Origin of the sequence: Reyranella sp. (assembly GCF_965227665.1) — a bacterium.
Taxonomy (GTDB): domain Bacteria; phylum Pseudomonadota; class Alphaproteobacteria; order Reyranellales; family Reyranellaceae; genus Reyranella.
In genome coordinates, this window is the sequence record NZ_OZ245767.1 from 4,392,373 (window position 1) to 4,415,581 (window position 23,209).

The 23,209-nt window shown below is 66.4% G+C and carries 24 protein-coding genes; 17 read left to right on the forward strand and 7 right to left on the reverse strand.

The window, feature by feature from the left end:
* Positions 1-62 precede the first annotated feature (62 nt).
* Together ACO07I_RS21245 and ACO07I_RS21250 are read left to right on the forward strand one after the other, a co-directional pair.
* Positions 63-1,277, forward strand: a complete 1,215-nt coding sequence (locus ACO07I_RS21245) for an LLM class flavin-dependent oxidoreductase (RefSeq protein WP_298310324.1) — start codon at positions 63-65, stop codon at positions 1,275-1,277.
* A gap of 3 nt (positions 1,278-1,280) precedes the next feature.
* Positions 1,281-1,859 carry a class I SAM-dependent methyltransferase gene (locus tag ACO07I_RS21250; protein ID WP_422010850.1) on the forward strand — a complete coding sequence of 193 codons (579 nt, stop codon included), beginning with the start codon at positions 1,281-1,283 and terminating at the stop codon, positions 1,857-1,859.
* A 209-nt stretch (positions 1,860-2,068) separates the two neighbouring features.
* Here the strand turns inward: ACO07I_RS21250 and ACO07I_RS21255 are convergent, their stop codons facing one another.
* Positions 2,069-2,881, reverse strand: a complete 813-nt coding sequence (locus tag ACO07I_RS21255) for a metal-dependent hydrolase (RefSeq protein WP_422010852.1) — start codon at positions 2,879-2,881, stop codon at positions 2,069-2,071.
* A gap of 129 nt (positions 2,882-3,010) precedes the next feature.
* On the opposite strand from ACO07I_RS21255, the gene ACO07I_RS21260 reads away from it, so the two are divergent.
* Entirely contained in the window at positions 3,011-4,183 is a 1,173-nt protein-coding gene (locus tag ACO07I_RS21260) for a thiolase domain-containing protein (protein ID WP_422010854.1), read from the forward strand.
* 3 nt (positions 4,184-4,186) lie between these two features.
* On the forward strand, positions 4,187-4,582 hold the full coding sequence (locus ACO07I_RS21265) for a Zn-ribbon domain-containing OB-fold protein (protein WP_422010856.1): 396 nt from the start codon (positions 4,187-4,189) through the stop codon (positions 4,580-4,582).
* Positions 4,583-4,601: 19 nt separating this feature from the next.
* Here the strand turns inward: ACO07I_RS21265 and ACO07I_RS21270 are convergent, their stop codons facing one another.
* The gene (locus ACO07I_RS21270; protein WP_422010858.1) at positions 4,602-5,855 is read right to left on the reverse strand and encodes an alginate O-acetyltransferase AlgX-related protein; all 1,254 of its coding nucleotides are present in this window, start codon (positions 5,853-5,855) and stop codon (positions 4,602-4,604) included.
* A gap of 59 nt (positions 5,856-5,914) precedes the next feature.
* Positions 5,915-8,251, reverse strand: coding sequence for a xanthine dehydrogenase family protein molybdopterin-binding subunit (locus ACO07I_RS21275; RefSeq protein WP_422010860.1), 2,337 nt, complete (start codon positions 8,249-8,251; stop codon positions 5,915-5,917).
* Between the two features lie 79 nt (positions 8,252-8,330).
* On the opposite strand from ACO07I_RS21275, the gene ACO07I_RS21280 reads away from it, so the two are divergent.
* The 3 genes from ACO07I_RS21280 to ACO07I_RS21290 are packed head-to-tail and all read left to right on the forward strand — an operon-like array spanning position 8,331 to position 11,568.
* A complete protein-coding gene (locus ACO07I_RS21280; protein WP_422010862.1) occupies positions 8,331-10,028 on the forward strand; it encodes a hydantoinase B/oxoprolinase family protein in 1,698 nt (565 codons plus the stop codon).
* On the forward strand, positions 10,025-10,552 hold the full coding sequence (locus tag ACO07I_RS21285; protein ID WP_422010864.1) for a hypothetical protein: 528 nt from the start codon (positions 10,025-10,027) through the stop codon (positions 10,550-10,552). Before ACO07I_RS21280 ends, ACO07I_RS21285 begins: the two co-directional genes overlap by 4 nt.
* Positions 10,549-11,568 (forward strand): asparaginase, encoded by a 1,020-nt coding sequence (locus ACO07I_RS21290; protein ID WP_422010866.1) that lies wholly within the window; start codon positions 10,549-10,551, stop codon positions 11,566-11,568. Before ACO07I_RS21285 ends, ACO07I_RS21290 begins: the two co-directional genes overlap by 4 nt.
* An 8-nt stretch (positions 11,569-11,576) precedes the next feature.
* Here the strand turns inward: ACO07I_RS21290 and ACO07I_RS21295 are convergent, their stop codons facing one another.
* Complete coding sequence (locus tag ACO07I_RS21295) at positions 11,577-11,963, reverse strand: DUF983 domain-containing protein (protein ID WP_298309581.1); 387 nt, start codon at positions 11,961-11,963, stop codon at positions 11,577-11,579.
* A gap of 74 nt (positions 11,964-12,037) precedes the next feature.
* Between ACO07I_RS21295 and ACO07I_RS21300 the strand changes: the two genes are divergently transcribed.
* The 4 genes from ACO07I_RS21300 to argC all read left to right on the forward strand — a co-directional run bounded on the left by ACO07I_RS21300 (position 12,038) and on the right by argC (position 17,207).
* Positions 12,038-13,411 carry a PLP-dependent aminotransferase family protein gene (locus ACO07I_RS21300; RefSeq protein ID WP_422010869.1) on the forward strand — a complete coding sequence of 458 codons (1,374 nt, stop codon included), beginning with the start codon at positions 12,038-12,040 and terminating at the stop codon, positions 13,409-13,411.
* Positions 13,412-13,421: 10 nt separating this feature from the next.
* Positions 13,422-14,855, forward strand: coding sequence for a cytochrome ubiquinol oxidase subunit I (locus tag ACO07I_RS21305; RefSeq protein WP_422010871.1), 1,434 nt, complete (start codon positions 13,422-13,424; stop codon positions 14,853-14,855).
* Positions 14,852-15,859, forward strand: coding sequence for a cytochrome d ubiquinol oxidase subunit II (cydB, locus tag ACO07I_RS21310; RefSeq protein ID WP_422018340.1), 1,008 nt, complete (start codon positions 14,852-14,854; stop codon positions 15,857-15,859). Before ACO07I_RS21305 ends, cydB begins: the two co-directional genes overlap by 4 nt.
* A gap of 370 nt (positions 15,860-16,229) precedes the next feature.
* Positions 16,230-17,207: an N-acetyl-gamma-glutamyl-phosphate reductase gene (argC, locus tag ACO07I_RS21315; RefSeq protein WP_422010873.1), complete on the forward strand. Its 978-nt coding sequence runs from the start codon at positions 16,230-16,232 to the stop codon at positions 17,205-17,207.
* 33 nt (positions 17,208-17,240) lie between these two features.
* Here the strand turns inward: argC and ACO07I_RS21320 are convergent, their stop codons facing one another.
* The gene (locus ACO07I_RS21320) at positions 17,241-17,588 is read right to left on the reverse strand and encodes an MliC family protein (protein WP_422010875.1); all 348 of its coding nucleotides are present in this window, start codon (positions 17,586-17,588) and stop codon (positions 17,241-17,243) included.
* 48 nt (positions 17,589-17,636) lie between these two features.
* On the opposite strand from ACO07I_RS21320, the gene ACO07I_RS21325 reads away from it, so the two are divergent.
* From ACO07I_RS21325 to ACO07I_RS21340, 4 genes are read left to right on the forward strand one after another with little or no spacing between them, the layout of a single operon-like run.
* Positions 17,637-18,431: an alpha/beta fold hydrolase gene (locus ACO07I_RS21325; protein WP_422010877.1), complete on the forward strand. Its 795-nt coding sequence runs from the start codon at positions 17,637-17,639 to the stop codon at positions 18,429-18,431.
* A gap of 5 nt (positions 18,432-18,436) precedes the next feature.
* A complete protein-coding gene (locus tag ACO07I_RS21330) occupies positions 18,437-19,612 on the forward strand; it encodes a M20 aminoacylase family protein (protein WP_422010879.1) in 1,176 nt (391 codons plus the stop codon).
* Complete coding sequence (locus ACO07I_RS21335) at positions 19,609-20,142, forward strand: hypothetical protein (protein ID WP_422010881.1); 534 nt, start codon at positions 19,609-19,611, stop codon at positions 20,140-20,142. The genes ACO07I_RS21330 and ACO07I_RS21335 overlap by 4 nt, the downstream gene beginning before the upstream one ends.
* Positions 20,139-20,747, forward strand: a complete 609-nt coding sequence (locus ACO07I_RS21340) for a DsbA family protein (protein ID WP_422010883.1) — start codon at positions 20,139-20,141, stop codon at positions 20,745-20,747. Before ACO07I_RS21335 ends, ACO07I_RS21340 begins: the two co-directional genes overlap by 4 nt.
* On the opposite strand, the gene ACO07I_RS21345 is transcribed toward ACO07I_RS21340, so the two are convergent.
* Positions 20,744-21,127 carry an HPF/RaiA family ribosome-associated protein gene (locus ACO07I_RS21345; RefSeq protein WP_422010885.1) on the reverse strand — a complete coding sequence of 128 codons (384 nt, stop codon included), beginning with the start codon at positions 21,125-21,127 and terminating at the stop codon, positions 20,744-20,746. The genes ACO07I_RS21340 and ACO07I_RS21345 overlap by 4 nt on opposite strands.
* A gap of 127 nt (positions 21,128-21,254) precedes the next feature.
* Positions 21,255-21,500, reverse strand: a complete 246-nt coding sequence (locus tag ACO07I_RS21350) for a DUF6356 family protein (protein ID WP_422010887.1) — start codon at positions 21,498-21,500, stop codon at positions 21,255-21,257.
* 90 nt (positions 21,501-21,590) lie between these two features.
* On the opposite strand from ACO07I_RS21350, the gene ACO07I_RS21355 reads away from it, so the two are divergent.
* Both ACO07I_RS21355 and ACO07I_RS21360 read left to right on the forward strand, forming a co-directional pair.
* Positions 21,591-22,070 (forward strand): Lrp/AsnC family transcriptional regulator, encoded by a 480-nt coding sequence (locus ACO07I_RS21355; protein ID WP_298309592.1) that lies wholly within the window; start codon positions 21,591-21,593, stop codon positions 22,068-22,070.
* Positions 22,071-22,145: 75 nt separating this feature from the next.
* Positions 22,146-23,141: a hydroxyacid dehydrogenase gene (locus tag ACO07I_RS21360; protein WP_422010890.1), complete on the forward strand. Its 996-nt coding sequence runs from the start codon at positions 22,146-22,148 to the stop codon at positions 23,139-23,141.
* Positions 23,142-23,209: the final 68 nt, after the last annotated feature.

Genomic DNA, 23,209 nt, shown 5'->3' on the forward strand with positions numbered 1-23,209 from the left:
GCAAGCCGGTGCTGCGGTCAACGTCGCGCGCATGCTACCGTCGCGGGTGACGGAGGACTTCCATGGCACAGACCGGTAATCACAAGGGACTTACGTTCGGCATCTTCCTGGCGCCGTTCCATCGCGTGGGGGAGAACCCGACGCTCTCGATGGCGCGCGACATGGAGCTGATCGAGTGGATCGACGAGCTGGGTTACGACGAGGCCTGGATCGGCGAGCATCATTCCGCCGGCTGGGAGACCATCGCGTCGCCGGAAGTCTTCATCGGCGCCGCCATCGAGCGCACGCGCTACATCCGTCTCGGCTCGGGCGTCACCAGCCTGCCCTATCACCACCCCCTGATGGTCGCGAACCGCTTCGTGCAGCTCGACCACATGTCGCGCGGCCGCACCATGCTGGGCTGCGGCCCGGGCGCGCTGCCGTCGGACGCCTACATGATGGGCATCGATCCCTCGACCCAGCGGCCCCGCATGGAGGAGGCGCTGGAGGCGATCATGCGCCTGCTCGAATGCAAGGAGCCGGTCACCATGAAGACCGACTGGTTCGAGCTGAAGGAGGCGCGGCTGCATCTCGCGCCCTACAGCTATCCGCATTTCCCCATCGCCTGCGCCAGCACCATCACGCCCTCGGGCATGATCGCCGCCGGCAAGCACGGGCTGGGTGTCCTGTCGATCGGCGCCGGCATCCCGGGCGGGCCGGAGATGCTCGGCAAGCAGTGGGGCATCTACGAGGAAACCGCGGCCAAGCACGGCAAGACGGCGGACCGCAGCAAGTGGCGCGTCGTGGTGAACTGCCATGTCACGGAGGATGACGAGCAGGCGTTGCGCGAGGTCCATGCCGGCGAGCGCCGCGAGACGGTAACCTATTTCGAGGACACGCTGGGCCGCCCACCCGGCCGCGCCGACGACCCGCTGCGCGACGGGGTGAAGATGGGCACGACCCTCGTCGGCAGCCCCGACACGGTCGCCAAGGGCATCGAGCGCCTGCTGGGCTTTTCCAACGGCGGCTTCGGCGGCGTCCTGTTCCGCGCCCACGAATGGGCGACGCGCGAGCAGATCCTGCGTTCCTACGAACTGTTTGCGCGCTATGTCATGCCGCGCTTCCAGGGCTCGCTCGACACGATCGTCAATTCCAACCAGTGGGCCAAGGACAACCGCAAGGGCATCTTCGGCCCCAACGTGGCCGCGGTGAAGAAAGCCTTCACCGACGCCGGCCGCGAAGCCCCCGAGGAATTCCGCGCCCGCACGCCCGGCGCGCGCGACGTCGCAGGCGACTGACGCTTGGCGGGCGATCCATGGCTTGCACGCTGGCTGGCGCTCATCGCCGGACGGGCAGGTGGGCAGCCAGTCCTGGAGCTGGGCTGTGGCGGTGGTCGCGACACCGCCACGCTCGCCGCTGCCGGGCATCGCGTCGTTGCGATCGAGTTGTCACCCGAAGCGTCTGCCGATGCTCGGAGGCGCGTGCCCGAGGCCGAGATCCATTGCCAGGACATTCGCGCGCCGTTCCCGCTCACGCCGGGCAGCGTCGGTGTCGTCGTTGCCAGCCTGTCGCTGCACTACTTCGACTGGCCTGAAACCTCCACGCTGGTCAAACGCGTGTGGACCGCACTGCGCCCTGATGGGGTGCTGCTTTGCCGACTCAATTCGACAAACGACCACCATTTCGGCGCCGTTGGTCATCCAGAGATTGAACGAAACTTCTATCTGGTCGACGGCGCACCTAAGCGTTTCTTCGATCGCGATTCCGTCGATCGGCTCTTCGCTCACGGCTGGCACCCGATCAGCGTCGAGGAAAAGGTGATCGACCGGTACGATCACCCCAAGTCGGTGTGGGAAGCCGTCCTCGAACGTGACGACTAAAAACGGATGACTTGAGTCTCAAGACTCGAATATCTGTCGTCTCGACCGCAGCGCGTAGCGCGGAGTGGAGAGACCTTCTCTCTGCCATTTGCCGGCTTTTAGTTGAGGGAAGGTCTCTCCGCTTCGCACCTTCGGTGCTCCGGTCGAGACGACGGGATTCTTCTTAAGCTCCGATTTTCTTCCTCGGCTGGACCTGACATCGCCTGAGCCTAGAACTGCTTTTGGGTGCCCGGCGCGGCGTCGATCACTTCGATCGAGGTCTGGCCCAACGCCGCCTTGTATTCGGCCGGTGTCCCCCTGAGGAACGGGTTGCTGGCATAGTGCATCGGCCAGGCCATTCTGGGCTTGATCAGCTCCTTGGTGGCATAGGCGGCGGCCTTCGGATCCATCACATAGTGGCCGCCGATCGGGATCAGCACGAGGTCGGGCTTGTAGTATTCGCCGATCAGCTTCATGTCGCCGAACAGGCCGGTGTCGCCCATGTGGTAGATCTTGAAGCCGTTCTCGAGCTCGATGATGAAACCGCAGGGCTCGCCGGCGGCGAAGCTCGTATCCTTGCCAGTGACCGGGTCCTTCAGGACCATTTCCGAGGAATGGTCGGCATGGACCATGGTGATCTTCACGCCGGGGAAGGGCTCGATGGTGCCGCCCTTGCTCATGCGCGGCACGAGGTTGGCGGGCATCAGGCCGAGCGTGGCCAGCGTCTGGTTGAGGCCGGCCGGAGCCCAGATCGGCGCATTGTTCCTCTTGGAGATTTCCATCGCATCGCCGAGATGGTCGCCATGGCCGTGCGTGACCAGGATCAGGTCGACCTTGCCGATTTTGTCGAGGTCCTTCAGCTCCGGCGGGATCCGGGTCGCCCCCATGATCCAGGGGTCGATCATGATGACCTTGCCGCTCTGTGTCGTGAGTTTGAACGCGGCCTGGCTGTACCAGAGAAGCTCGGCCTTGCCCTGGGCCTGCGCGGCGCCCGCAACGGCGAAGACCGCCGCCAGGGTTACGAAAAGAAGACGGAAGATCATGTGGCGTTCGCTCCCCGGCCGTTTCGCAGAGCCTAGCATCGTTCTTCGCTGCGAAAGTGCGCACTTTCCTGTGAGGCTCCGATCCCCCACCATGTGCGCTGCACAATCGACAAGGGGGATGGCTCGCCGATGAGCATCAAGGGCAAGGCCTATATCGCCGGAATTTACGAGCATCCGACGCGGCTCGCGAAGGATATCTCGCTGGCACAGATCCACGCGCAGTGCGCCAAGGGCGCGCTGGAGGATGCGGGTCTCACCAAGGACGATGTCGACGGCTACTTCTGCGCGGGTGACGCGCCGGGCCTCGGCCCGATGTCCATGGTCGAGTACATGGGCCTCAAGGTCCGTCACGTCGATTCGACCGACACCGGCGGCTCGTCCTACGTGCTGCATGTCGGCCACGCCGCCGAGGCGATCGCTTCGGGCAAGTGCAAGGTGGCGCTGATCACGCTGGCCGGCCGGCCGCGCGCCGAGGGCATGGCGACCGGCACCGTGCCGCGCAGCCGCGGCGGCACGCCGACCCCCGACGATCCGTTCGAGTTCCCCTACGGCCCGACGGTCGTGAACATGTACGCCAACTGTGCCATGCGTCACATGTACGAGTTCGGCACCACCTCCGAGCAGCTCGCCTGGATCAAGGTCGCGGCCTCGCACCATGCGCAGTACAATCCGCACGCGCTGCTGAAGGACGTGGTCACGGTCGAGGAGGTCGTGAACTCGCCGATGATCTCCGATCCGCTGCACCGCCTCGACTGCTGCGTCATCACCGATGGCGGCGGCGCCATCGTCGTCGTGGCGCCGGAGATCGCGGCCAAGCTCAAGCGGCCGAAGGTCAAGCTGCTGGGGGCGTCGGAGTTCGTCAAGACGCAGATGGGCGGCAAGGTCGATCTCACCTATTCGGGCGCGCGCTTCACCGGCCCGGCGGCTTTTGCCGAGGCCGGCGTCAAGCCTTCCGACATGAAGTACGCCTCGATCTACGACAGCTTCACCATCACGGTGCTGATGCAGCTCGAGGATCTCGGCTTCTGCGAGAAGGGCAAGGGCGGCGCCTTCGTGGCCGACGGCAACCTGATCTCGGGCGTCGGCAAGCTGCCGTTCAACACCGATGGCGGCGGCCTGTGCAACAACCATCCCGCCAACCGTGGCGGCCTCACCAAGGTGCTGGAGGCCGTGCGCCAGTTGCGCGGCGAGGCGCACCCGAAGGTGCAGGTGAAGAACTGCGATCTGGCGATCGCGCACGGCACGGGCGGCTCGCTCGGCCTGCGCCACGGCAGCGCGACCGTCATCCTGGAGAGAGAGTAGACCATGGCCGAGACCAACGAACGCAAGCTGCCGCCGCCCGCCATCAGCGAGGAGACGCAGGCCTATTGGGACGCCGCCGGCAAGGGCAAGCTGCTGGTGCGCAAGTGCACGAGCTGCGGCCAGGCGCACCACTATCCGCGCACGATCTGCCCGTTCTGCTTCAGCGACAAGACCGAATGGGTCGAGGCGTCGGGCAAGGGCACGATCTATTCCTACAGCGTGATGCGCCGCGCGCCGGTGCCCTACGCGATCGGTTACGTCACCCTGGCCGAAGGTCCGCGCATGCTGACCAACATCGTCGACTGCGACTTCGACAAGCTGAAGTGCGATCAGCCGGTGACGGTGGTCTTCAAGCCGACCGACGGCGGTCCGCCGCTGCCGATGTTCACACCGGCCTGATGCCGTTCGACGGGAGGCTCTAGCGAGCCTCCCGCATCTTCCCGAGCGCGGCCGCCAGGCGCTTGGCCGCGATCTCGGTGCCGAGCTCGGTCCAGTGGCCGTCGGACACCCGGTAAGTGTTCGGCACGCCCTGGAAATCGTCTTCCAGGTCGACGACCTTGATGCCCTGGGTTTCCAGCTCCTTGCGCAGGATACGGTGCATGAGCGCGCGCTGCTTCGGATAGCTCATGTATTTAGGCCAGGGCGCCCAGAACTCGGCGTAACTGGGATCGACGATGCCGACCGGTGCGAGGGCAATCACGAACTCGATGCCGCGTTCGCGCGCTAGGTCGCGGGCGCCGAGCAGCCAGGTCAGGGTCGCGGCGATCGCCTTCTTGTCCACGGACTGTTCAAGTTCCGCCGGAGTGAGCGGGATCGTCCAGTTCGCGGTCTCCCAGTCCACCATGCTGGCGAGCCACCAGGCCTGAATGTATTCTTCGTCACGGGCTCGCGGTTCGAGCCGGTCCCAGAACTTGTCGCCGCCGCGCGACAGGATCTCGCGAATGACCTTCTCGTCCTTGTCCGGGTAGTAGTAGGTCTTGACCAGCCTCACCATCGCGTCGAGGCGATCGGCACGCGGCATCTTGATGATCTTCTGTGCCTCGTCCGGCGGCGCCTTGTTGCCCCGACCGAACTCCGAAAGGCCGAGCCGGTTCACCAGCAGCCAGGTCAGACGGGGCGCCACCGCACTGAGCCACGACGGCTGCGGGCGCTCGGCGATGAACGGCGGGATGCGCCATGGCGAGAGGGCATCCAACACGAAGTCGTTGCCCGAGAAGAACATGAGGACCAGTGCATCGGGCTGCAGCGACAGGGCGATGTTGCGGATGCGGTAGTAGTATTGGGGGGGACCCGTCGCGGAGATCCCGAGGGTGGCCACCTCCCAGTCGCGGTGGCCTTCCGATCGCCACAGCTCCTCGAGCTTCATGCCGACCGATTCCTCGACGAACGCGCCTTCGAGGAAACTGTCGCCGACCAGGACGGTCCGGAATGTCCCGGGCGGCTTCTCCAGCGGATGCTCGCGGTCGCGCATGCCCCAGCTGTTGTAGGTCGGAACCGGCTGTGTGCCGGTGAGCGTGCTGGCGACCGACGCGTTGGAGACCTCGATCGGTCGCAGTTCGCGCGCCGGCCAGGGCGGCACGACGAACGAACTCAACAGTTCGAGGCCGGCCACCGTGACCGCCACGAGCAGGGCTGCGAAGATGCCCGAGAACAGGAGACGCTTGTGCTTCATCGGCCCTGCTCATAGCCGATCGGGAGCATCTCTCCAACGGGCCGCTAACGTCGCGCCGGTCAGCCGTTCAGCGCCGCCCACACCCGTTCCGGCGTCGCCGGCATGTTGATGTGCTTGCCGCCCAGCGCGTCGGAGATGGCGTTCATCACCGAAGGCAGGGAACCGGCGCAGCCGGCCTCGCCGCAGCCCTTGGCGCCCAGCACGTTCGTCTTCGCCGGCACCGAGTGATAGTCGATCTTGAAGGACGGGGCGTCGCCCGCCCGCGGGATCGCATAGTCGGTGAAGCTGCCGGTCAGCGGCTGGCCTTCCTCGCTGTAGACGACATGCTCGAAGATCGCCTGGCTGATGCCCTGGACCACGCCACCATGGCTCTGGCCTTCGACCAGCAGCGGATTGATCACCGTCCCGAAGTCGCCGACCATCGTGTACTTCACGACCTCGACATGGCCGGTATCGGGATCGATCTCGACCTCCGCCACATGGGTGCCGTTGGGATAGGCCGACGGCGCGGCTTCGTGGACGTGGCTGACGTCGAGCGTGGTCGGCACGCCCTCCGGCAGCTTCATGCCGCTGCGCAGTTTGCTCGCCAGCTCCAGGATGCCGATGCCGCGGTCGGTGCCGACGATCTCGAAGCGGCCGAGCTTGAACTCGATGTCGGCGGCGGAGGCTTCGAGCGCGACGCCCGCGATCTCCTTGCCCTTTTCGATCACCTTGTCGGACGCTTCCATGATGGCTGCGCCCGAGGCCATGATCGACTTCGATCCGCCGGTGCCGCCGCCGGCGATCAGCAGGTCGCTGTCGCCCTGCTTCAGCTTGATGCGGTGGAACGGGATGCCGAGCTTGGTCGTCAGCACCTGCGCGAATGCCGACCAGTGGCCCTGGCCGTAGTCCAGCGTGCCGGTGATGATCGTGACGTCGCCATTCTCCTCGAAGCGCAGACCGCCCATCTCGTTCATGGGCGGCGCCGTCACCTCGAGATAGTCGCCGATGCCCAGCCCGCGCAGCTTGCCGCGGCGGGCGCTCTCCTGCCTGCGCGCCTCGAAGCCCGAGACGTCGGCCAGCTCCAGGGCCTTGTCGAGCAGCACGGTGAACTCGCCGCTGTCGTAGGTGGTGCCCGACGCGGTCTTGTAGGGCATCTCCTCGGGCTTGATGTGATTGCGGCGGCGCATCTCGACCTGGTCGATGCCCATCTCGCGCGCGGCGGTGGTGATCAGGCGTTCCATGAAGTAGTTCGCCTCGGGCCGGCCGGCACCGCGATAGGCGCCGATCGGCGAGGTGTGGGTGAAGGCGACCTTGGTCTGCACCTCGATCAGCGGCGTACGGTAGACTGCGGCGAGATTGCGCGAGACGCCCAGCGCGCCCATGGCCGCGCCGACGTTCGAGAGATAGGCGCCGACATTGGCGTAGCCCTTGAGACGCACGGCGAGAAAGGTGCCGTCCTTGTCGAGGGCCAGCTCGGCATCGAAGTCATGGTCGCGGCCGTGCTGGTCGCTGAGGAAGCTGCCGGACCGGTCGTCGGTCCACTTCACCGGACGGCCGAGGATCTTCGAGGCATGGAAGAGGCCGGCATATTCGGGATAGGGCGAGCCCTTCATGCCGAACGAGCCGCCGACATTGCCGGTGACCACCCGCATCTGCTCGGGCTTGATACCCAGCAGGGCGGCCATCTGGTTCTTCAGGCCGAACACGCCCTGGCAGCCGGCATAGAGGGTCGAGCGATCGGTCTCCTTGTCGTAGTGGCCGATCGCCGTGCGCGGCTCCATGGCGCAGACGACGATGCGGTTGCTGACGATGTGGAGCTTCGTCACGTGGGCGGCCCTGGCGAAGGCCTCCTCGACCTTGGCGCTGTCGCCGAACTGGAAGTCGGCGCAGACATTGTCCGGTGCGTCGTCGAACACGGTCGGCGCGCCGGGCTGGGCGGCCGCGCGCGCCTCGGTCACGGCGGGCAGCGCCTCGATGTCGACCATGACCGCTTCCGCGGCGTCGCGCGCCTGGGCCTGGGTCTCGGCGACGACGAAGGCCACCGGATCGCCGACGAAGCGCACCTTGTCGGTGGCGAGCGAATAGCGCGTCGGCGTCTTCATCTGCGAGCCGTCGCGGTTGGGCACCATCATCACCGTCTTCAGCGCGCCGTAGCCGGCCGCATTGAGGTCGGCGCCGGTCCAGATCCCGAGGACGCCCGGCATGCCGCGCGCTTCCTCGGCGTCGATGCCTTTCAGGAGACCGTGCGCCACCTGGCTGCGGACCATCACCGCATAGGCCTGGCCGGGGAGGTTGATGTCGTCGGTGTAGCGGCCCTGGCCTTTCAGGAGCGTCGGGTCCTCCTGACGCGGCACCGGCTGGCCGACGCCGAATTTCAGCAAATCGAGATTGTCCGCATCGAGAGGCGCGTTCATGGGGATTCCGCTTCGAAAAGTGGGAGATTTGAACGGCATCATAGCGCAGGGAGGCATGGGCTGTGCTAGTGATTCGGACATGTCGAACCTCGATCCCGTCACATTGACAGTCATCCAGAACGGCTTGGTCCAGGTCTGCAACGAGATGGACCTGGCGTTCGTGCGTGCGGCCTTCTCGCCGGTGATCTCGGAGGGCATGGACCGCTCCGACGGCATCTACGACACGGTCGACGGCTCGCTGATCGCCCAGGGGGAGCTGGGCCTGCCGGTGTTCGTCGGCACCATGCAGTTTTCCACCCGCGCCGTGATCGAGCGCGTGAAGACGCACTATGCCGGCAAGGTCGATCCGGGCGACGTGTTCATCGTCAACGACCCCTATCTCGGCGGCACGCATCTGATGGACGTGCGGTTCGTGAAGCCGTTCTTCTACAAGGGCGAGCTGTTCGCCTGGCTGGCCAACACCGGACACTGGCCGGATGTCGGCGGCATGGTGCCGGGCGGCTTCTCCGCCAGCGCGACCGAGGTCGAGCAGGAGGGGCTGCGCCTGCCGCCGGTGAAATTCTTCAAGAAGGGCGAGATGGACCAGGAGATCCTGTCCATCATCATGTCCAACATCCGCATCGCCGATCAGCGCATCGGCGACATCAAGGCCCAGGCCGCCGCGCTCGCCACGGGCGAGGTGCGGCTCACCGAGCTGATCGACCGCTACGGCGCCGACGTTGTGCGCGCGGCGATCGCGGAGATGCGTCACCGGGCCGAACGGCAGATGCGCGCCAAGATCGCCGACATTCCCGACGGCGTCTATGAAGGCACCTCGCAGGTCGACAGCGACGGCGTCGTCGACGAGCCGCTCACGATCAAGATGAAGATCACGAAGAAGGGCGACGAGCTCACCTTCGATATGACCGGATCGAGCCCGCCCTGCCGCGGTCCGATGAACAGCGTGATCGCCACGACCAAGTCCGCGATCTATCTCGCGGTGAAGCACGTCTTTCCCGACGTGCCGATCAATGCGGGCACCTTCGAGCCGCTGCGCATCGTCGAGCCCGAGGGCACGTTCCTGTACGCCAAGTATCCGCGGCCGGTATCGGGCTGCGCGGCCGAGGTGAGCCAGCGTATCGCCGAGGCGGTGTTCGCGGCGCTCACCAAGGCCATTCCCGACCTGCTGTTCGCCGCCCCCGCCGGAACCTCCGGCAATCTGGGGATCGGCGGCTACGATCCGGAGCGCAAGCGCAATTACATCATGTATCTCTTCACCGGCGGCGGTTACGGCGGCTTCCAGGGCGGCGATGGCTTGAGCAACGGCTGCTCGACCATCGGCATTTCCAAGATGCCGCCGGTCGAAGTGCTGGAGCAGTTCTATCCCGTGCTGTTCGAGGAGTTCTCCCTGCGCGAGGGCTCGGGCGGCGCTGGCGAGTTCCGCGGCGGCTTCGGCATCAATTACGCCATCAAGCTGCGGCGCGGCGAGGCGCGGGTCTCGATGGTGATGGATCATGGCCGCACCGGCCCGCAGGGCGTGATGGGCGGCAGCGCCGGCGGCACCAACACGGTGCAGATCGACCAGGGCGGCAAGGCCTATCACCCGCCGCACATTTCGAAGGACCAGGACATCGAGATCGGCGTCGGCGACGTGGTGCGCGTCTCGACACCCGGAGGCGGCGGCTTCGGCGACCCCGCGAAGCGCAGCGGCGAGGCGATCGCCCGCGATGTGGCGCGCGGCTACTACAGCGCGGCGGAAGCACGCGAGAAATTCGGCCGCGCGCAGGCTGCCGAATGAGCGCCTCTCGACGCTCGTTCCTCGCCCTGCCCGCGGTCTTGTTCGCGGCGGATGCCGCGGCGCAGTCGGTATCGTGGTTTCCGGTCGAGGGAGCCGACAAATCCTTCTTCGTCGAGATGCCGGGCGCACCGGTCTATAAGGTGCTCGACACGGCCTCGCCGGGCGGCACGCCGTTCGTCTATCACTCCTACAGTCTCGAATATCGGCGCCTGTCGTTCGTGGCGCAGAGCGCGCTCTATCCCGCCGACGTCGACGTGCGCCAACCCAGGCTCAACCTGCAATCGGCCCTCGACGATCGCGCGCAGCGCCTGGCCGGCGGCAAATGGACCAGCGTCGACTGGAAGACGGTGCAGGGGGCGCCGGCCGTCGAATCGACCGGGCCGCTGGCCGGCGGCAATGCACTGCGGCAACTCGTCGTGCTGAAGGGCCGGCAATACGTCTCTCTCGGCTATCTCGGACCGGCCGACGCGCTACGCGCGCCGGAGGCCGAGCGTTTCTTTCGTTCCCTGAGGCTCCTGTCATGACTCTTCCGCGTATCCAGATCCTGGCCCTCGGTGGCACCATCGCGACGGCACCGGATGCCTCGGGTGCGATGCAGATGGGCCTGGGCGCCGACGATCTCGTCGCTGCGGTGCCGCTGCTGGCCGGGCTGGCCGACATTCGCGCCGAGACCGTGTCGCGGGTCGGCAGCCATTCGCTGTCCTTCGACCAGATCCATGCCCTCGCGCAGAAGATCATGAGTCTCGATGTCGACGGCGTGGTGGTGACGCAAGGCACCGACACGCTCGAGGAGACGAGCTTCCTGCTCGACCTGCTGGTCGAGCGCGACATCCCGGTCATCGTGACGGCGGCGATGCGCAATCCGGCACTCACCTCGCCGGACGGTCCGGGCAATCTTCTCGCGGCCGTGCGTGTCGCCTGTGACCCTTGGGTGAAGCAGCATGCGAAGGCGCTCGGTGTCGTCGTGGTGATGCTGGACGAGATCTACGCCGCGGCCGACGTGCTGAAGATCCATCCGACCCGCCTCAACGCCTTCGCGTCGCCGCAGACCGGCCCTCTGGCGGCGCTGGTCGAGGAGAGGGTCGTGCCGCTGTCGCTGCCGGTGCGCGCGCCGATCGAAGCGGCGCGCAAGCGGTTGGGAGCGGCGGGCGAGGGGCGGGAGCAGCCGGTGGCGCTGCTGTGGCTGGGACTGGACGAGCCTGGCTACATTCTGGAGGTGATGGTCGACCATCGCGACCAGCTCGGCTATCGCGGCGTCGTCGTGGGCGCGATGGGCGGCGGGCACGTTCCCGAACGCGTCGCCTCGCTGGTGGGACAACTGGCCGAAATCATCCCGACGGTCGTATCACCGCGCGCCGGTGGTGGGCCGCTGCTGCGTCAGACCTACGGTGGCCCGAGCTCGGAAATCGCCCTGCGCAAGGCCGGGCTCATCTGGGGCGGCCGCCTCAACCCGCTGAAGGCCAGGGTGCTGCTGCAGGCCTGCCTGCGCGCCGGCCTGGATCGGACGGCGATCGGCGAAGTCTTCGACTTATTCGGTTAAGCGGGCGGCTAACAGGGCTCGGCCCGCGCCTGCTTCGCGGCGGCGAAGCCGTGCATGCCCATGTGCCATTGCAAGGCGACGATCAGACCTTTTATCGGCTGAAGCAGGCCGATCGACAGGATGATCACCATGGGCGCCCATAGGAACGTATGGAGCCAGTAGGACGGCTGGTAGACGATCTCCACGTACATGGCGATCGGCACGACCAGATGGCCGACCAGGAAGATCGTCAGATAGGCCGGAAAGTCGTCGGCGCGGTGATGGTGCAGATCCTCGCCGCAGGCCGGGCAGCGGTCGGCGACCTTCACGAAGGCCCGGAAAAGCTTGCCCTCGCCACAGGCCGGGCAGCGACCCAGCATGCCCCGCAGAAGATAAAGCCCGCCCTTCCCAGCCATGATGTCCTCCATCGATTGTGAGCTTGTATATCCATACGGATAGCCATACATTCAAGGACAAGGAGCTATATTGTATGGATTGGAGCCCTACACTCGATACCGGCGGGCCGGTCTATGAAGGCATCGTCGAGGCGCTGGAGCGCGACATCGTCTCCGGCCGCCTGCATCGCGGGCAACGGCTGCCGACCCATCGCGCCCTGGCGAGTTTCCTGAACGTCGACCTCACGACCGTGACGCGGGCCTACAACGAGGCGCGCCGCCGCGGCCTGACGGATGCGCGGGTGGGGCAGGGTACGTTCGTTGCGGAAAACCGCATGCGCCCGGCCACCCGGGCCGCCGCCGGCATCGACGTCGACCTGTCGATGAACCTGCCGCCATCGCCCATCGAGGCCGACCTCGAAGGCCGCATCATGAGGGGGCTGGCCGCCCTGCAGCGCGACCATGGCTTCTCCGATCTCCTGAGCTACCAGCAGGCGGGTGGGAGTGCGGTGGACCGCGGTATCGCGGCCGATTGGCTGCGGCGGCGCGTGCCCACGATCGAGGCGGACCGGCTCGTCATCTCGCCCGGTACGCAGAGCGCCCTGATGGCGCTGCTGCTGGCGGTGACGCGGCCGGGCGATGTCGTCCTCACCGACCGGCTGACCTATCCGGGCTTCAGGTCGGCCGCTGCATCGCTCGGCGTGCGCCTCGTCGGTGTGGCGTCGGATGGCGAGGGCATGAATCCCGAGGCGCTTGCCGAGGCCTGTCGCCTGCACGCACCCAGGGCGGTCTATCTCCTGCCGACGATTCACAATCCGACGACCGCGACGATCGGGTCACAACGTCGCGAAGAGCTTGCGGTGGCCATTCGCCGTCACGATCTGATGCTGATCGAGGACGACGCCTATGGAAATTTCGAACCGAAGGCCCTGCCGATTTCGACGCTCATCCCCGAGCGCAGTTATCTCGCGATGACGCTGTCGAAATGCATGGCCCCCGGTTTGCGCGTCGCCCATGTTCTGGCGCCCGATCGGGCCGCCGCGTCGGGGATTGCCAATGCCTTGCGCACCGTATCGCAGATGCCGGCGCCGCTGATGGTCGCGCTGGCCTCGCGCTGGTTCGCCGACGGCAGCGCCGACGCGATCGTGTCGGCCGTCGCGGCAGAGGCTGCGGCAAGACAGGCTCTGGCGATCAAGGCCCTATCGGGCCAGAGCTACGCCGCCAACGCCAGGGGACTTCACGTGTGGCTGAGACTGCCGGCGACGTGGACCCGCGCGGAGTTTGCCGCGCACGTCCAGCGACAGGGGCTGGCCGTGGTCACGAGCGACAGTTTCAGCGTCGATGGGGAGCCGGAGCATGCGATTCGCATCGCGCTGGGCGCGGCGCGCAGCCGCGCGGACCTCGTGGCGGCGCTGGACGTACTGGTCATCGCTTTGAAGTCGCCCGCTTACGCGTCGCGCATCGTCTAGGGAGAACGTGATGTTCGAGGGACTGGACGCCATCTTCCTCGCGAGACTGCAATTCGCCTTCACCGTCTCGTTCCACTTCATCTTCCCGTCCTTCTCGATCGGCCTGGCAAGCTACCTTGCCGTGCTCGAGGGGCTGTGGCTGTGGACCGGACGACAGGTCTATCTCGACCTCTTCAAGTACTGGCTGAAGATCTTCGCCCTCGCCTTCGGCATGGGCGTCGTCTCGGGCATCGTGATGTCCTACCAGTTCGGCACCAACTGGTCGGTCTTCTCCGACAAAGCGGGGCCGATCGTCGGCCCGCTGATGGCCTATGAGGTGCTGACCGCCTTCTTCCTCGAGGCAGGGTTCCTGGGCGTCATGCTGTTCGGCATGAACCGCGTGGGCAGGGGACTGCATTTCGCGGCGACCCTCGCCGTTGCGGTGGGCACATTCTTCTCGGCCTTCTGGATCCTCTCGGCCAACAGCTGGATGCAGACGCCGGCCGGCTACGCGATCAATGCGGGCGGCCAGTTCGTGCCGGCCGACTGGTGGGCGATCGTCTTCAACCCGTCCTTCCCCTATCGGCTCGTGCACACGGTGTTCGGCGCCTATCTGACCACGGCGCTGGTCGTCGGTGCGGTCGGCGCGTGGCATCTGCTGCGCGCCAAGCCTGCCGAAAAGGGCGGAAACCAGGGCGCACGCGTCATGTTCTCGATGGCGATGGGCATGATCACCGTGGTGGCGCCGCTTCAGATCCTGGCCGGCGACCAGCACGGGTTGAACACGCTGGAGCACCAGCCGGTCAAGGTCATGGCCATGGAAGGCCACTTCCAGAGCCATCCCCACGGCGCGCCGCTGGTGCTGTTCGGCTGGCCGGATGAAGCCGCGGGCAAGAACCTGTTCGCCATCGAGATTCCCAAGGCCTCGTCGCTGATCCTGAAGCACTCATGGGATGCGCCGCTGAAGGGGCTCGACACGGTCGACCGCAAGGACTGGCCGCCGGTGCCCGTCGTGTTCTGGTCGTTCCGGATCATGGTCGGCATGGGCATGCTGATGCTGGCCCTGGCGGCCTTCAGCCTGCTCGCGCGCGTGCGCAAGCGCCTCTACGACTGGCCGCTGCTGCATCGCTTCGCGCTGGCGATGGGACCGGCGGGCTTCGTCGCGGTGATCGCGGGATGGGTGACGACGGAAGTCGGTCGCCAGCCCTATACGGTCTACGGTCTGTTGCGCACGGTCGATTCGGCCTCCGCGCTAGACGCGCCGGCCGTCGGGGCGTCGCTGCTCGCCTTCGTCGTCGTCTACTTCTTCGCCTTCGGCGCCGGCACCTACTACATCCTGAAGCTCATGTCCCATCCGCCGCATCTCGGCGAGGAGGGGCCGCGACGCGATCAGCCGGTGCGGGCCGCGGGCATCACGCCCGCCCCGGCGGTGGCCGAATCGCTCGCGACCGGCAAGGAGGCCTGATCATGCCGTTCGACCTTCCGATGTTCTTCGCCTTCATCATCGCCTTCGCCATCCTGGCCTATGTCGTGATGGACGGGTTCGACCTGGGCGTGGGCATCCTGTTCCCGTTCCTTCCGGTCGGGCGCGAGCGCGACAGCGCGATCAATTCGGTGGCGCCGGTGTGGGACGGCAACGAGACGTGGCTGGTGCTGGGCGGCGGCGGCCTGCTGGCCGCCTTCCCGCTGGCCTACGGCATGATCCTCTCCGCACTCTACGCGCCGATCATCGCGATGCTGCTGGCGCTGGTTTTCCGTGGCGTGGCCTTCGAATTCCGCTGGCGCGACCCGCGTCATCGCCCGTTGTGGGACGTGGCCTTCACCGGCGGCTCGATCGTGGCGGCGCTGGCGCAGGGCATCACCCTGGGCGCCCTGCTGCAGGGCATCGCCGTCCAGAACCGCACCTATGCCGGCGGCTGGTTCGACTGGCTGACTCCGTTCAGCCTGCTCGTGGGCGTGAGCCTCGTCTGCGGCTATGCGCTGCTGGGCTCGACCTGGCTGGTGATGAAGAGCGAGGGCTCGCTTCAGGAGCGTTGCCACCGGCTGGCCTTCCGCCTCGGCATCGCGACGATCGTGGCGATGGCGGCGGTGAGTGCCTCGACACCCTTCCTGCGCGACGCCTACTGGATGCGTTGGTTCGCCTGGCCGCAGGTCCTGTTCACCGCCCAGGTGCCGCTGCTGGTGGCGATCGTCACCTTCGTGTTGTTCTGGAGCCTGCGGCGCGGTCACCATTACACGCCGTTCCTGATGGCGCTCGCGCTGTTCGGCCTCGGACTCGCGGGCCTCGGCGTCAGCCTCTATCCGTTCGTGGTGCCGCCTTCGGTATCGATCTGGGATGCAGCAGCGCCGCACGACAGCCTGGCCTTCATGCTGCCCGGCGTGCTGGTCATGGTCCCGATCATCCTGGCCTATACCGGCTATTCCTACTGGGTGTTCCGCGGCAAGACCGGCCACGAGGGCTATCACTGAGATGCCGGGTCCCCGTCAGTGGCTGTGGTTCGTCGGCCTGTGGGCCGCCGGTGTCGGCGTCACGGCGCTGGTCGGCTACGCGATCAAGCTCTGGCTGAAATAGCGGCCGGCGGACATTCCGCTTGACGCTCACCGTGCGTGAAGACAGTGTCGACTGACATGCTCAGGAACGAAACCCTTCATGACCGACGCCGACGCCCCTGCCTTCAAGCGGCGGCTGTTCGTGCTGCGCGTCGGTCTGCGTCCGTCGGTGTGGTGACTGCGTCACCGTAAAGTGCCACCCGCCGGAAACGATCCGGCCCGTTCCTGAACCCCCGCAGCCCCCGGCTCCGGGGGTTTTGTTTTGCCCGTACTCGAGAAGGACACCATCATGAGCATTCGCGTCGGTATCGTTGGAATCAGCGGCTTTGGCGGCGGCGAGGCGTTGCGCCTGGTCGCGGGCCATCCGTCCTTCGAACTGGTCTACGCCGCAGGCGAGGGCAGCGCGGGCACCCGGTTGGTGGACCGCTTCCCCGGGCTGCCGGCCAGGCTGGCCGGGCTGACGATCGAGAAGTGGGATCCCGAGAGCCTGCCCAAGCTCGACGTGCTGTTCGCCTCCCTGCCCACGGGCATGTCGGCCGACGCGCTGGCGCGCGTTCCGACAGAGGTGAAGATCGTCGATATCGGCGGAGACCATCGCTACGTCGACGGATGGGCCTACGGCCTGGCCGATGTCTGGCCGGCCGAGCTCGAGGGTAAGAGCCGCGTTGCCAATCCCGGCTGCTTCCCCGCGGCGACGTTGACGGCGCTGGCACCGCTGCTGGCCAACGGGCTGATCGAGCCCGGCAACATCGTGATCGACGCCAAGACCGGCATTTCCGGAGCCGGCCGCGGCGGCGCCGACAGCCGGTTCGGCTACGCCGAGAGCAACGAAAACCTGGTGCCTTACGGCCTGCTCAAGCACACCCACATGCCGGAGATGGCGAAGACGATCGAGCGGTTGAGCGGCGGCCGTGCCGCCGGGCTGGTGTTCACGCCCCACCTGGTGCCGATGACACGCGGCGTCCTCGCCACCATCTATTGCCGCGGCAGCGCCACCACGGAACAGTGCCTCGAGGCAGCGAGGCGCTTCTATGCCGGACGGCCGTTCGTTCGCGTCACCGGCGCGCCGCCGCAGACCAAGTGGGCGACCGGCTCGAACCTGGCGCTCTTGAGCTACGCAGCCGATGCGGAGCGCAACCTCGTGATCGCGATGGGCGTCGTCGACAACCTCGGCAAGGGAGCCGCGGGCCAGGCGGTGCAGAACGCGAACCTGATGTGCGGCCTGCCGGAAACCGCGGGGCTGGACGGCATGCCGGTATGGCCCTGATGAAGTGGGCCGGCAGTCGTTCGATTCGCCGCCTCAGGTCGTGCGGCGGGTCGGACGGCAGTTGAAGGCGAGCGGATTGCCGCTGGTTTCCCGCAAGGTGGCGAGATCGTCGCGGCCGGACCATTCGGTGGCGGTGTTGGCGTAGCGGAAACCCGGCGCGCTGCCCTGGTACTCCAGCCGCCACGTCCGGTCGCCGAGGGTCACCGAGGCGCGGTTCTTGGCGTAGACCACGGACACTTCCTTGCGGCCGTCGCAGAGGTAGGCGATCCCGGTCGGCGTCGCCTCGTCGGGCGCCGGCCGCGGAATCGTGGTGGTCAACTGCTGCTCCTTCGGAGCGCAGCCTCCGATCAGGATCAACGCAAGAATCGACAGGCGCTTCATGGTGCGCTTACCTCCCGGGACAACATACCAAATCGCCAAGGAGACGGAATGGCCCTGTTCAAGCTGCGCGACGGCGCGGAACTCTACTACGAGGTCCATGGCAGCGGCCCCACGCTGTTTCTCGTCGCTGGACTCGGGGGCGATGGACGCTGGTGGGGCGACAACGTGTCCGAGCTGGCGAAGAATTTCACCGTCGTCGTGCACGATCACCGTGGCACTGCGCGCAGCAGCCTGTCGAGGATCGACTACAGCGTCGGGCAGATGGCCGACGACGCATTGCAGCTCATCCAGGGGCTTGGACACGACAAGGTCCATTGGTGCGGTCACTCGACCGGCGGGGCGATGGGGCAGATCCTCGCGATCAAGCATCCCCACCGCATCGACCGGCTGGTGCTGAGTGCCACCTGGGCGAAGACGGATGCCTTCTTCCGCCGGCTGTTCGAGATGCGCTCGCTGATGCTGCGCGAACTGGGGCCGGCGGCCTACCTGAAGTCGAGCGCGCTGGCGCTCAATTCGCCGGCCTGGGTGCGCGATCACGATGCCGCCCTCGTGGCCGCCGAGGCAAAGGCGCTGGACACCATTCCCGTGCCCGAGATCGTCCTGTCGCGCATCGCCGCCATCGTCGCTCATGACCGGCGCGAGCAGCTGCAGAAGGTGACGGCGCGCACCCTGGCCGTCTGCGCCCGCGACGACACCGTGACGCCGCTCTATTTCACCGAGGAGCTGGTGCGCCTGATCCCGGGCGCGCGCGCCTATGTGCTGCCGGACGGCGGCCATGCATATCCGAACGTGCACGGCGCAGAATTTCGTCGTGTAATGACGGCCTTCCTTTTGGAGTCCTGACCGCCATGAAGATCGAACCGCTGATCGCCGCCGCCGCCGCCGAGCTGACCGCCCTCCGGCGCGACATCCATGCGCATCCGGAGTTGGGCTTCGAGGAGGAGCGGACCAGCACCATCGTGGCCCAGAAGCTCAAGGAGTGGGGCTGCGAGGTCACGACCGGCATCGGCAAGACCGGCGTCGTCGGCACGATCCGCGTCGGTAACAATCCGCGTGCCATCGGCCTGCGCGCCGACATGGACGCGCTGCCGATGGACGAACTCAACACCTTCGACCATCGCAGCACGCACAAGGGCCGCATGCATGCCTGCGGCCACGACGGCCATACCGCCATGCTGCTGGGCGCCGCCAAGTATCTCGCCGCGACCCGCAACTTCGACGGCACGGTGCATCTCATCTTCCAGCCGGCCGAGGAGGGCCGTGGTGGTGCCGAGGCGATGGTCAAGGACGGGCTGTTCGAGAAGTTTCCCTGCGAGATCATCTTCGGCATGCACAACCGGCCGAAGCTCGACGTCGGCAAGTTCGCCATCCGCTCGGGTCCGCAGATGGCGGGTGGCGGCCTGTTCGACATCCACATCACCGGCAAGGGCGCGCATGGCGCGCGCCCCGAATCCGGCATCGACCCGGTGATCATCGCGACGCAGATCATCTCGGCGCTGCAGAGCGTCGTGTCGCGCAACGTGGCGCCGCTCGATTCGGCGGTGATCTCGGTGACGCAGATGCACTCGGGCGACGCCTACAACGTGATCCCGCAGGAGGCCGTGCTGCGCGGCACGATCCGCGCCTTCCGCAAGGAGACGATGGCGCTGATCAAGGAGCGTATCGAGACGATCTCCAGCGGCATCGCCGCGAGCCTGGGCGGCAGCGCCAAGGCTGACGTCCGCGTCGTCTTCCCGCCGCTGGTGAACGACAAGGACGCGGTAAAGTTCATCGCCGACGTGGCGGCCGAGATCGTGGGACCCGAGAACATGAACCGCGAGGGCCCGTTCGTGATGGCGTCCGAGGATTTCTCCTACATGCTGGAGCAGGTGCCGGGCGCCTTCATCAACATCGGCAATGGCGGTGGCGAGGGCGGCTGCGAGGTCCACAATCCCAGCTACGACTTCAACGACGAGGCGCTCACCCTGGGCTCGACCCTGTGGGCGCGCGTGGTCGAGAAGCGGCTGGCGAAGGACGCGCGTTGAGCACCGCCGGCGACGGCGCCAGCCGGCACTGGCTGGTTCGCGAACTCCCCTATGTGGCGATGCTGGCCCTGGCGGTCGGCGGCGTCATCCTCACGGGATTTCGCGGTCCAACGACCTACGCCTACTGGATGGTTCTGGCGCCGATCTACGGCCTTGCCTGCGTGATGTCGGGTTGGCGGGAGGTCGACAAGACGGCCGATCACCTGCGGCTCATCGTGACCCAGGCACTGCACTGGCTCGCCTTCCTGGCGGCGATGTGGCTGATGTTCCTGCCCGAGGTGCGCGGCGTGGTGAACGACAATGCCACCAGCCTCGCGCTGCTGATCCTGCTGGCGCTCGGCACTTTCGTGGCCGGCGTCCATGCGCGGGTCTGGCGCATCTGCCTGGTCGGCCTGTTCCTCGCTCTGTCGGTGCCCGCTGTGGCGTGGATCCAGGACTCGGCCATGCTGCTGCTGGTCGGCACGTTGATGGTCGTCGCGGTCGGCGGCGTGTTCTGGTGGTTGTGGAGGCGGGAGCGGGGCGCATTGTGACGGATCGCGCGACGGTCACCCTCTGGAGCGATTACGTCAGCCCCTACGCCTTCGTGGCCAAGGCGTGGGCCTATGCGCTGGAGGCCGACTACGAGATCGACCTCGACTGGCGGCCCTATACGCTCGACATCGCCTCGTTCCAGGGCTCTGTCGAGCGGCGCGATCCCCATCATTGGCGCCGCGTGCGCTACGCCTACATGGACGCGCGACGGTTCGCCAACAAGCAGGGTCTGACCCTGATGGGCCCGAAGAAGATCTATTACGCCCGCGCGATCAATGCCGGGATGCTGTATGCCCAGCAGCATGGCGTCTTCCGCGCCTACAACGATCTCGCCTTCGATCGCTTCTGGCGGCGCGATCTCGACCCTGAAAGTACAGATGCCGTCGGTGCCGCCCTCGAGCAGGCCGGTGCGCCCCCGGGATTCGCCGCCTTTCTCGAAGGCGAAGGCGGCGCCCGGCACGACGGACTGCGCGTTGAGGCCGAAGCCTCCGGCATCTTCGGCGTGCCGAGCTTCGTGTTCGATGGCGAGATTTTCTGGGGCGGCGATCGAGTCTTTCTCCTGAGAGAAAGACTCGACGAAAAAGGCGTGCCGCGCCGCCGTTAACCTTCCGCGCGGTCCAACGTGCGGTCGACGCGCTCGTGCAGGCTCTTGACCTCGCCACGCTGCTTGCGCGCCCGCTCCTTGATCTGGCGCTTGGCACGACGGAACGCATCGTTCACGGCGAAGGTCGGATCCGCGAACCGCTCGTCGTCATGCGACGTGTGGTCGATGTTGACGTCGATATGGCCTGGAAGGGCGATGTGGATGTTGACGCTGAAGAGGTTGCTCGTGCGGTGGTGCCGGTCGGGCACCTGCACGATGACCTGGCAGGAGGTCAGCCGACCGTGGAGCTTCTCGAGCGTATCGACATGCTCGCCGATCAGCGTGTTCAGCGCCTCGCTCGGCGTACCGCCCTGATAGCTGATCCGTACGGGTGTTTCCATTTGAGCCTCCGCTACTGTTCGCTCCCCCACTCAGGAAACGTAACATGGCGGAGAGGGGTTGCGGAGTCAGTTGACGGCGGGACGAACGGCCCGACGCCTTGAGATCGCCGCCTTCGTCTGTCTCGAGCTACTCTGCCGCGACGACGACGGCGTCGTCCTTTGCCGGACGCACCACGCGATGGCTCACCATGCGATGATGGAGCGTGCGGACCGTGTCGCTGCCGCGAGTCAGGCACAGCCACGGAAAGATCCCGTGGACGAAACAGGCCAGCGAGCCGATCAGCATTCTGCTGCCGAACCCGAAGGCCATGCCCATGTGTTGAAGGTAGGTCTCGTTGACCGTGGCGGGGTGTTCGGTGAAGCGGCGGATCATGCAGCGAATTCTAACGGTCGGGCCAGGAAACGGCTTGCTACCTTTGCGCCGGCGCGGCCAAACTTGAGAACGTCATTCTCAGGAAGGCCGATGGCTGGAAAATTCGTACTCGATTCCTTCGACAAGAAGATTCTGGATTGCCTGCAGGACAATTCGGACATGCCGCTCGCCGAAGTTGCAAAGCGCGTCGGCCTGTCGACGACGCCCTGCTGGCGCCGGATCAACCGCCTGCAGGAAGAGGGCATCGTGCGGTCGCGCGTGGCGCTGCTCAACCGCAAGGCGGTCAACGCCGGCGTCACCGTCTTCGTCGCGGTGCGCACCGCCCAGCACAGCGCCCAGTGGCTCACCCGGTTCGCCAAGGCCATCGCCTCGTTCCCCGAGGTGATGGACTGCTATCGCATGAGTGGTGAAATCGACTACCTCATCCGCCTCGCGCTGCCCGACATCGAGGCCTACGACGCCTTCTACAAGCGGCTGATCGCCAAGATCGAACTGTCCGACGTGACCTCGATGTTCGCGATGGAGGAGATCAAGTCGACCACGCGCCTGCCGCTGAACTACCTGCCCTAGTTACAGGCTCTGGTTTCCCGCGTCGGTGGGCCTTAGGATCGCGCCCGTCCGAATGGCAAGACTGCAGGGGAAACGATGAATACGGGCCCGAATACAGGCAAGAATCGCAAGAAAGTGCTGATCGTCGGCCGCATGCCGGAGGCGGGAATCGCCGTCCTGAAGGCACGCGACGACGTCGACTACGAAATCCTGACCGACGACACGGTGCCGTCGCTGCACTCGAAGCTCGCGGACGCCAATGCGGTGACCCTGGGCGCGACCCCGTTCCGCCAGGCCGAGCTCGACGCAGCCCCCGGCATGATGGTGGTGGCCCGTCTCGGCGTCGGCTTCGATGCGGTGGAGATCCCGGCACTGAACAAGCGCAAGATCCCGCTCATGACGACCGGCATCGCCAACTCGGTCTCGGTGGCCGAGCATGCGATGTACATGCTGCTGGCCTCGGCGCGCCTGGTGAAGAAGTACGACCGGTTCGTGCGTGAGAAGGGCTGGCTGCAGCGCCTCACCGACCTGCCGGCCGATCTCTCGGGCAAAAGCATCCTGGTCATCGGCATGGGCCGTATCGGCTCGCGCACGGTGAAGCGCTGCGTCGCCTTCGACATGGAAGTGTTCGTCCTCGATCCGAACATCTCCGAGGCCGATATCCAGAAGGCCGGCGCCACCAAGGTCACCGATCTCAAGGCGATCCTGCCCAAGGTCGACTTCGTGTCGATCCATTGCCCGAAGGCGCCCGAAACGATCAACCTGTTCAACAAGGAGACGCTGGGTCTGATGAAGCCCGAAGCGTTCCTGGTGAACACCGCGCGCGGCGGCATCGTGAACGAGGATGCGCTGTACGAGGCGCTGAGCACCGGCAAGCTGCGCGGCGCCGGCCTCGACGTGCTCGACAAGGAGCCGCCGGATCCGGCCAACAAGCTGTTCACCCTGGAGAACGTGATCTTCAGTCCGCACATGGCGGGCGTCACCAAGGAGGCGAGCGACCGCATGGCCGTGACGGCCGTCGAGAACATCCTGAGCGTGTTCGACGGCAGGCCCAATGCGGCCAACTGCGTGAACAAGGAAGTGCTGGGCTAGGAGCCCGCGCGAAGGCGGAGCTTGGATATGCGGCATCGGTCGGAAGCGACCGGTGCCGCAGCTTTTTG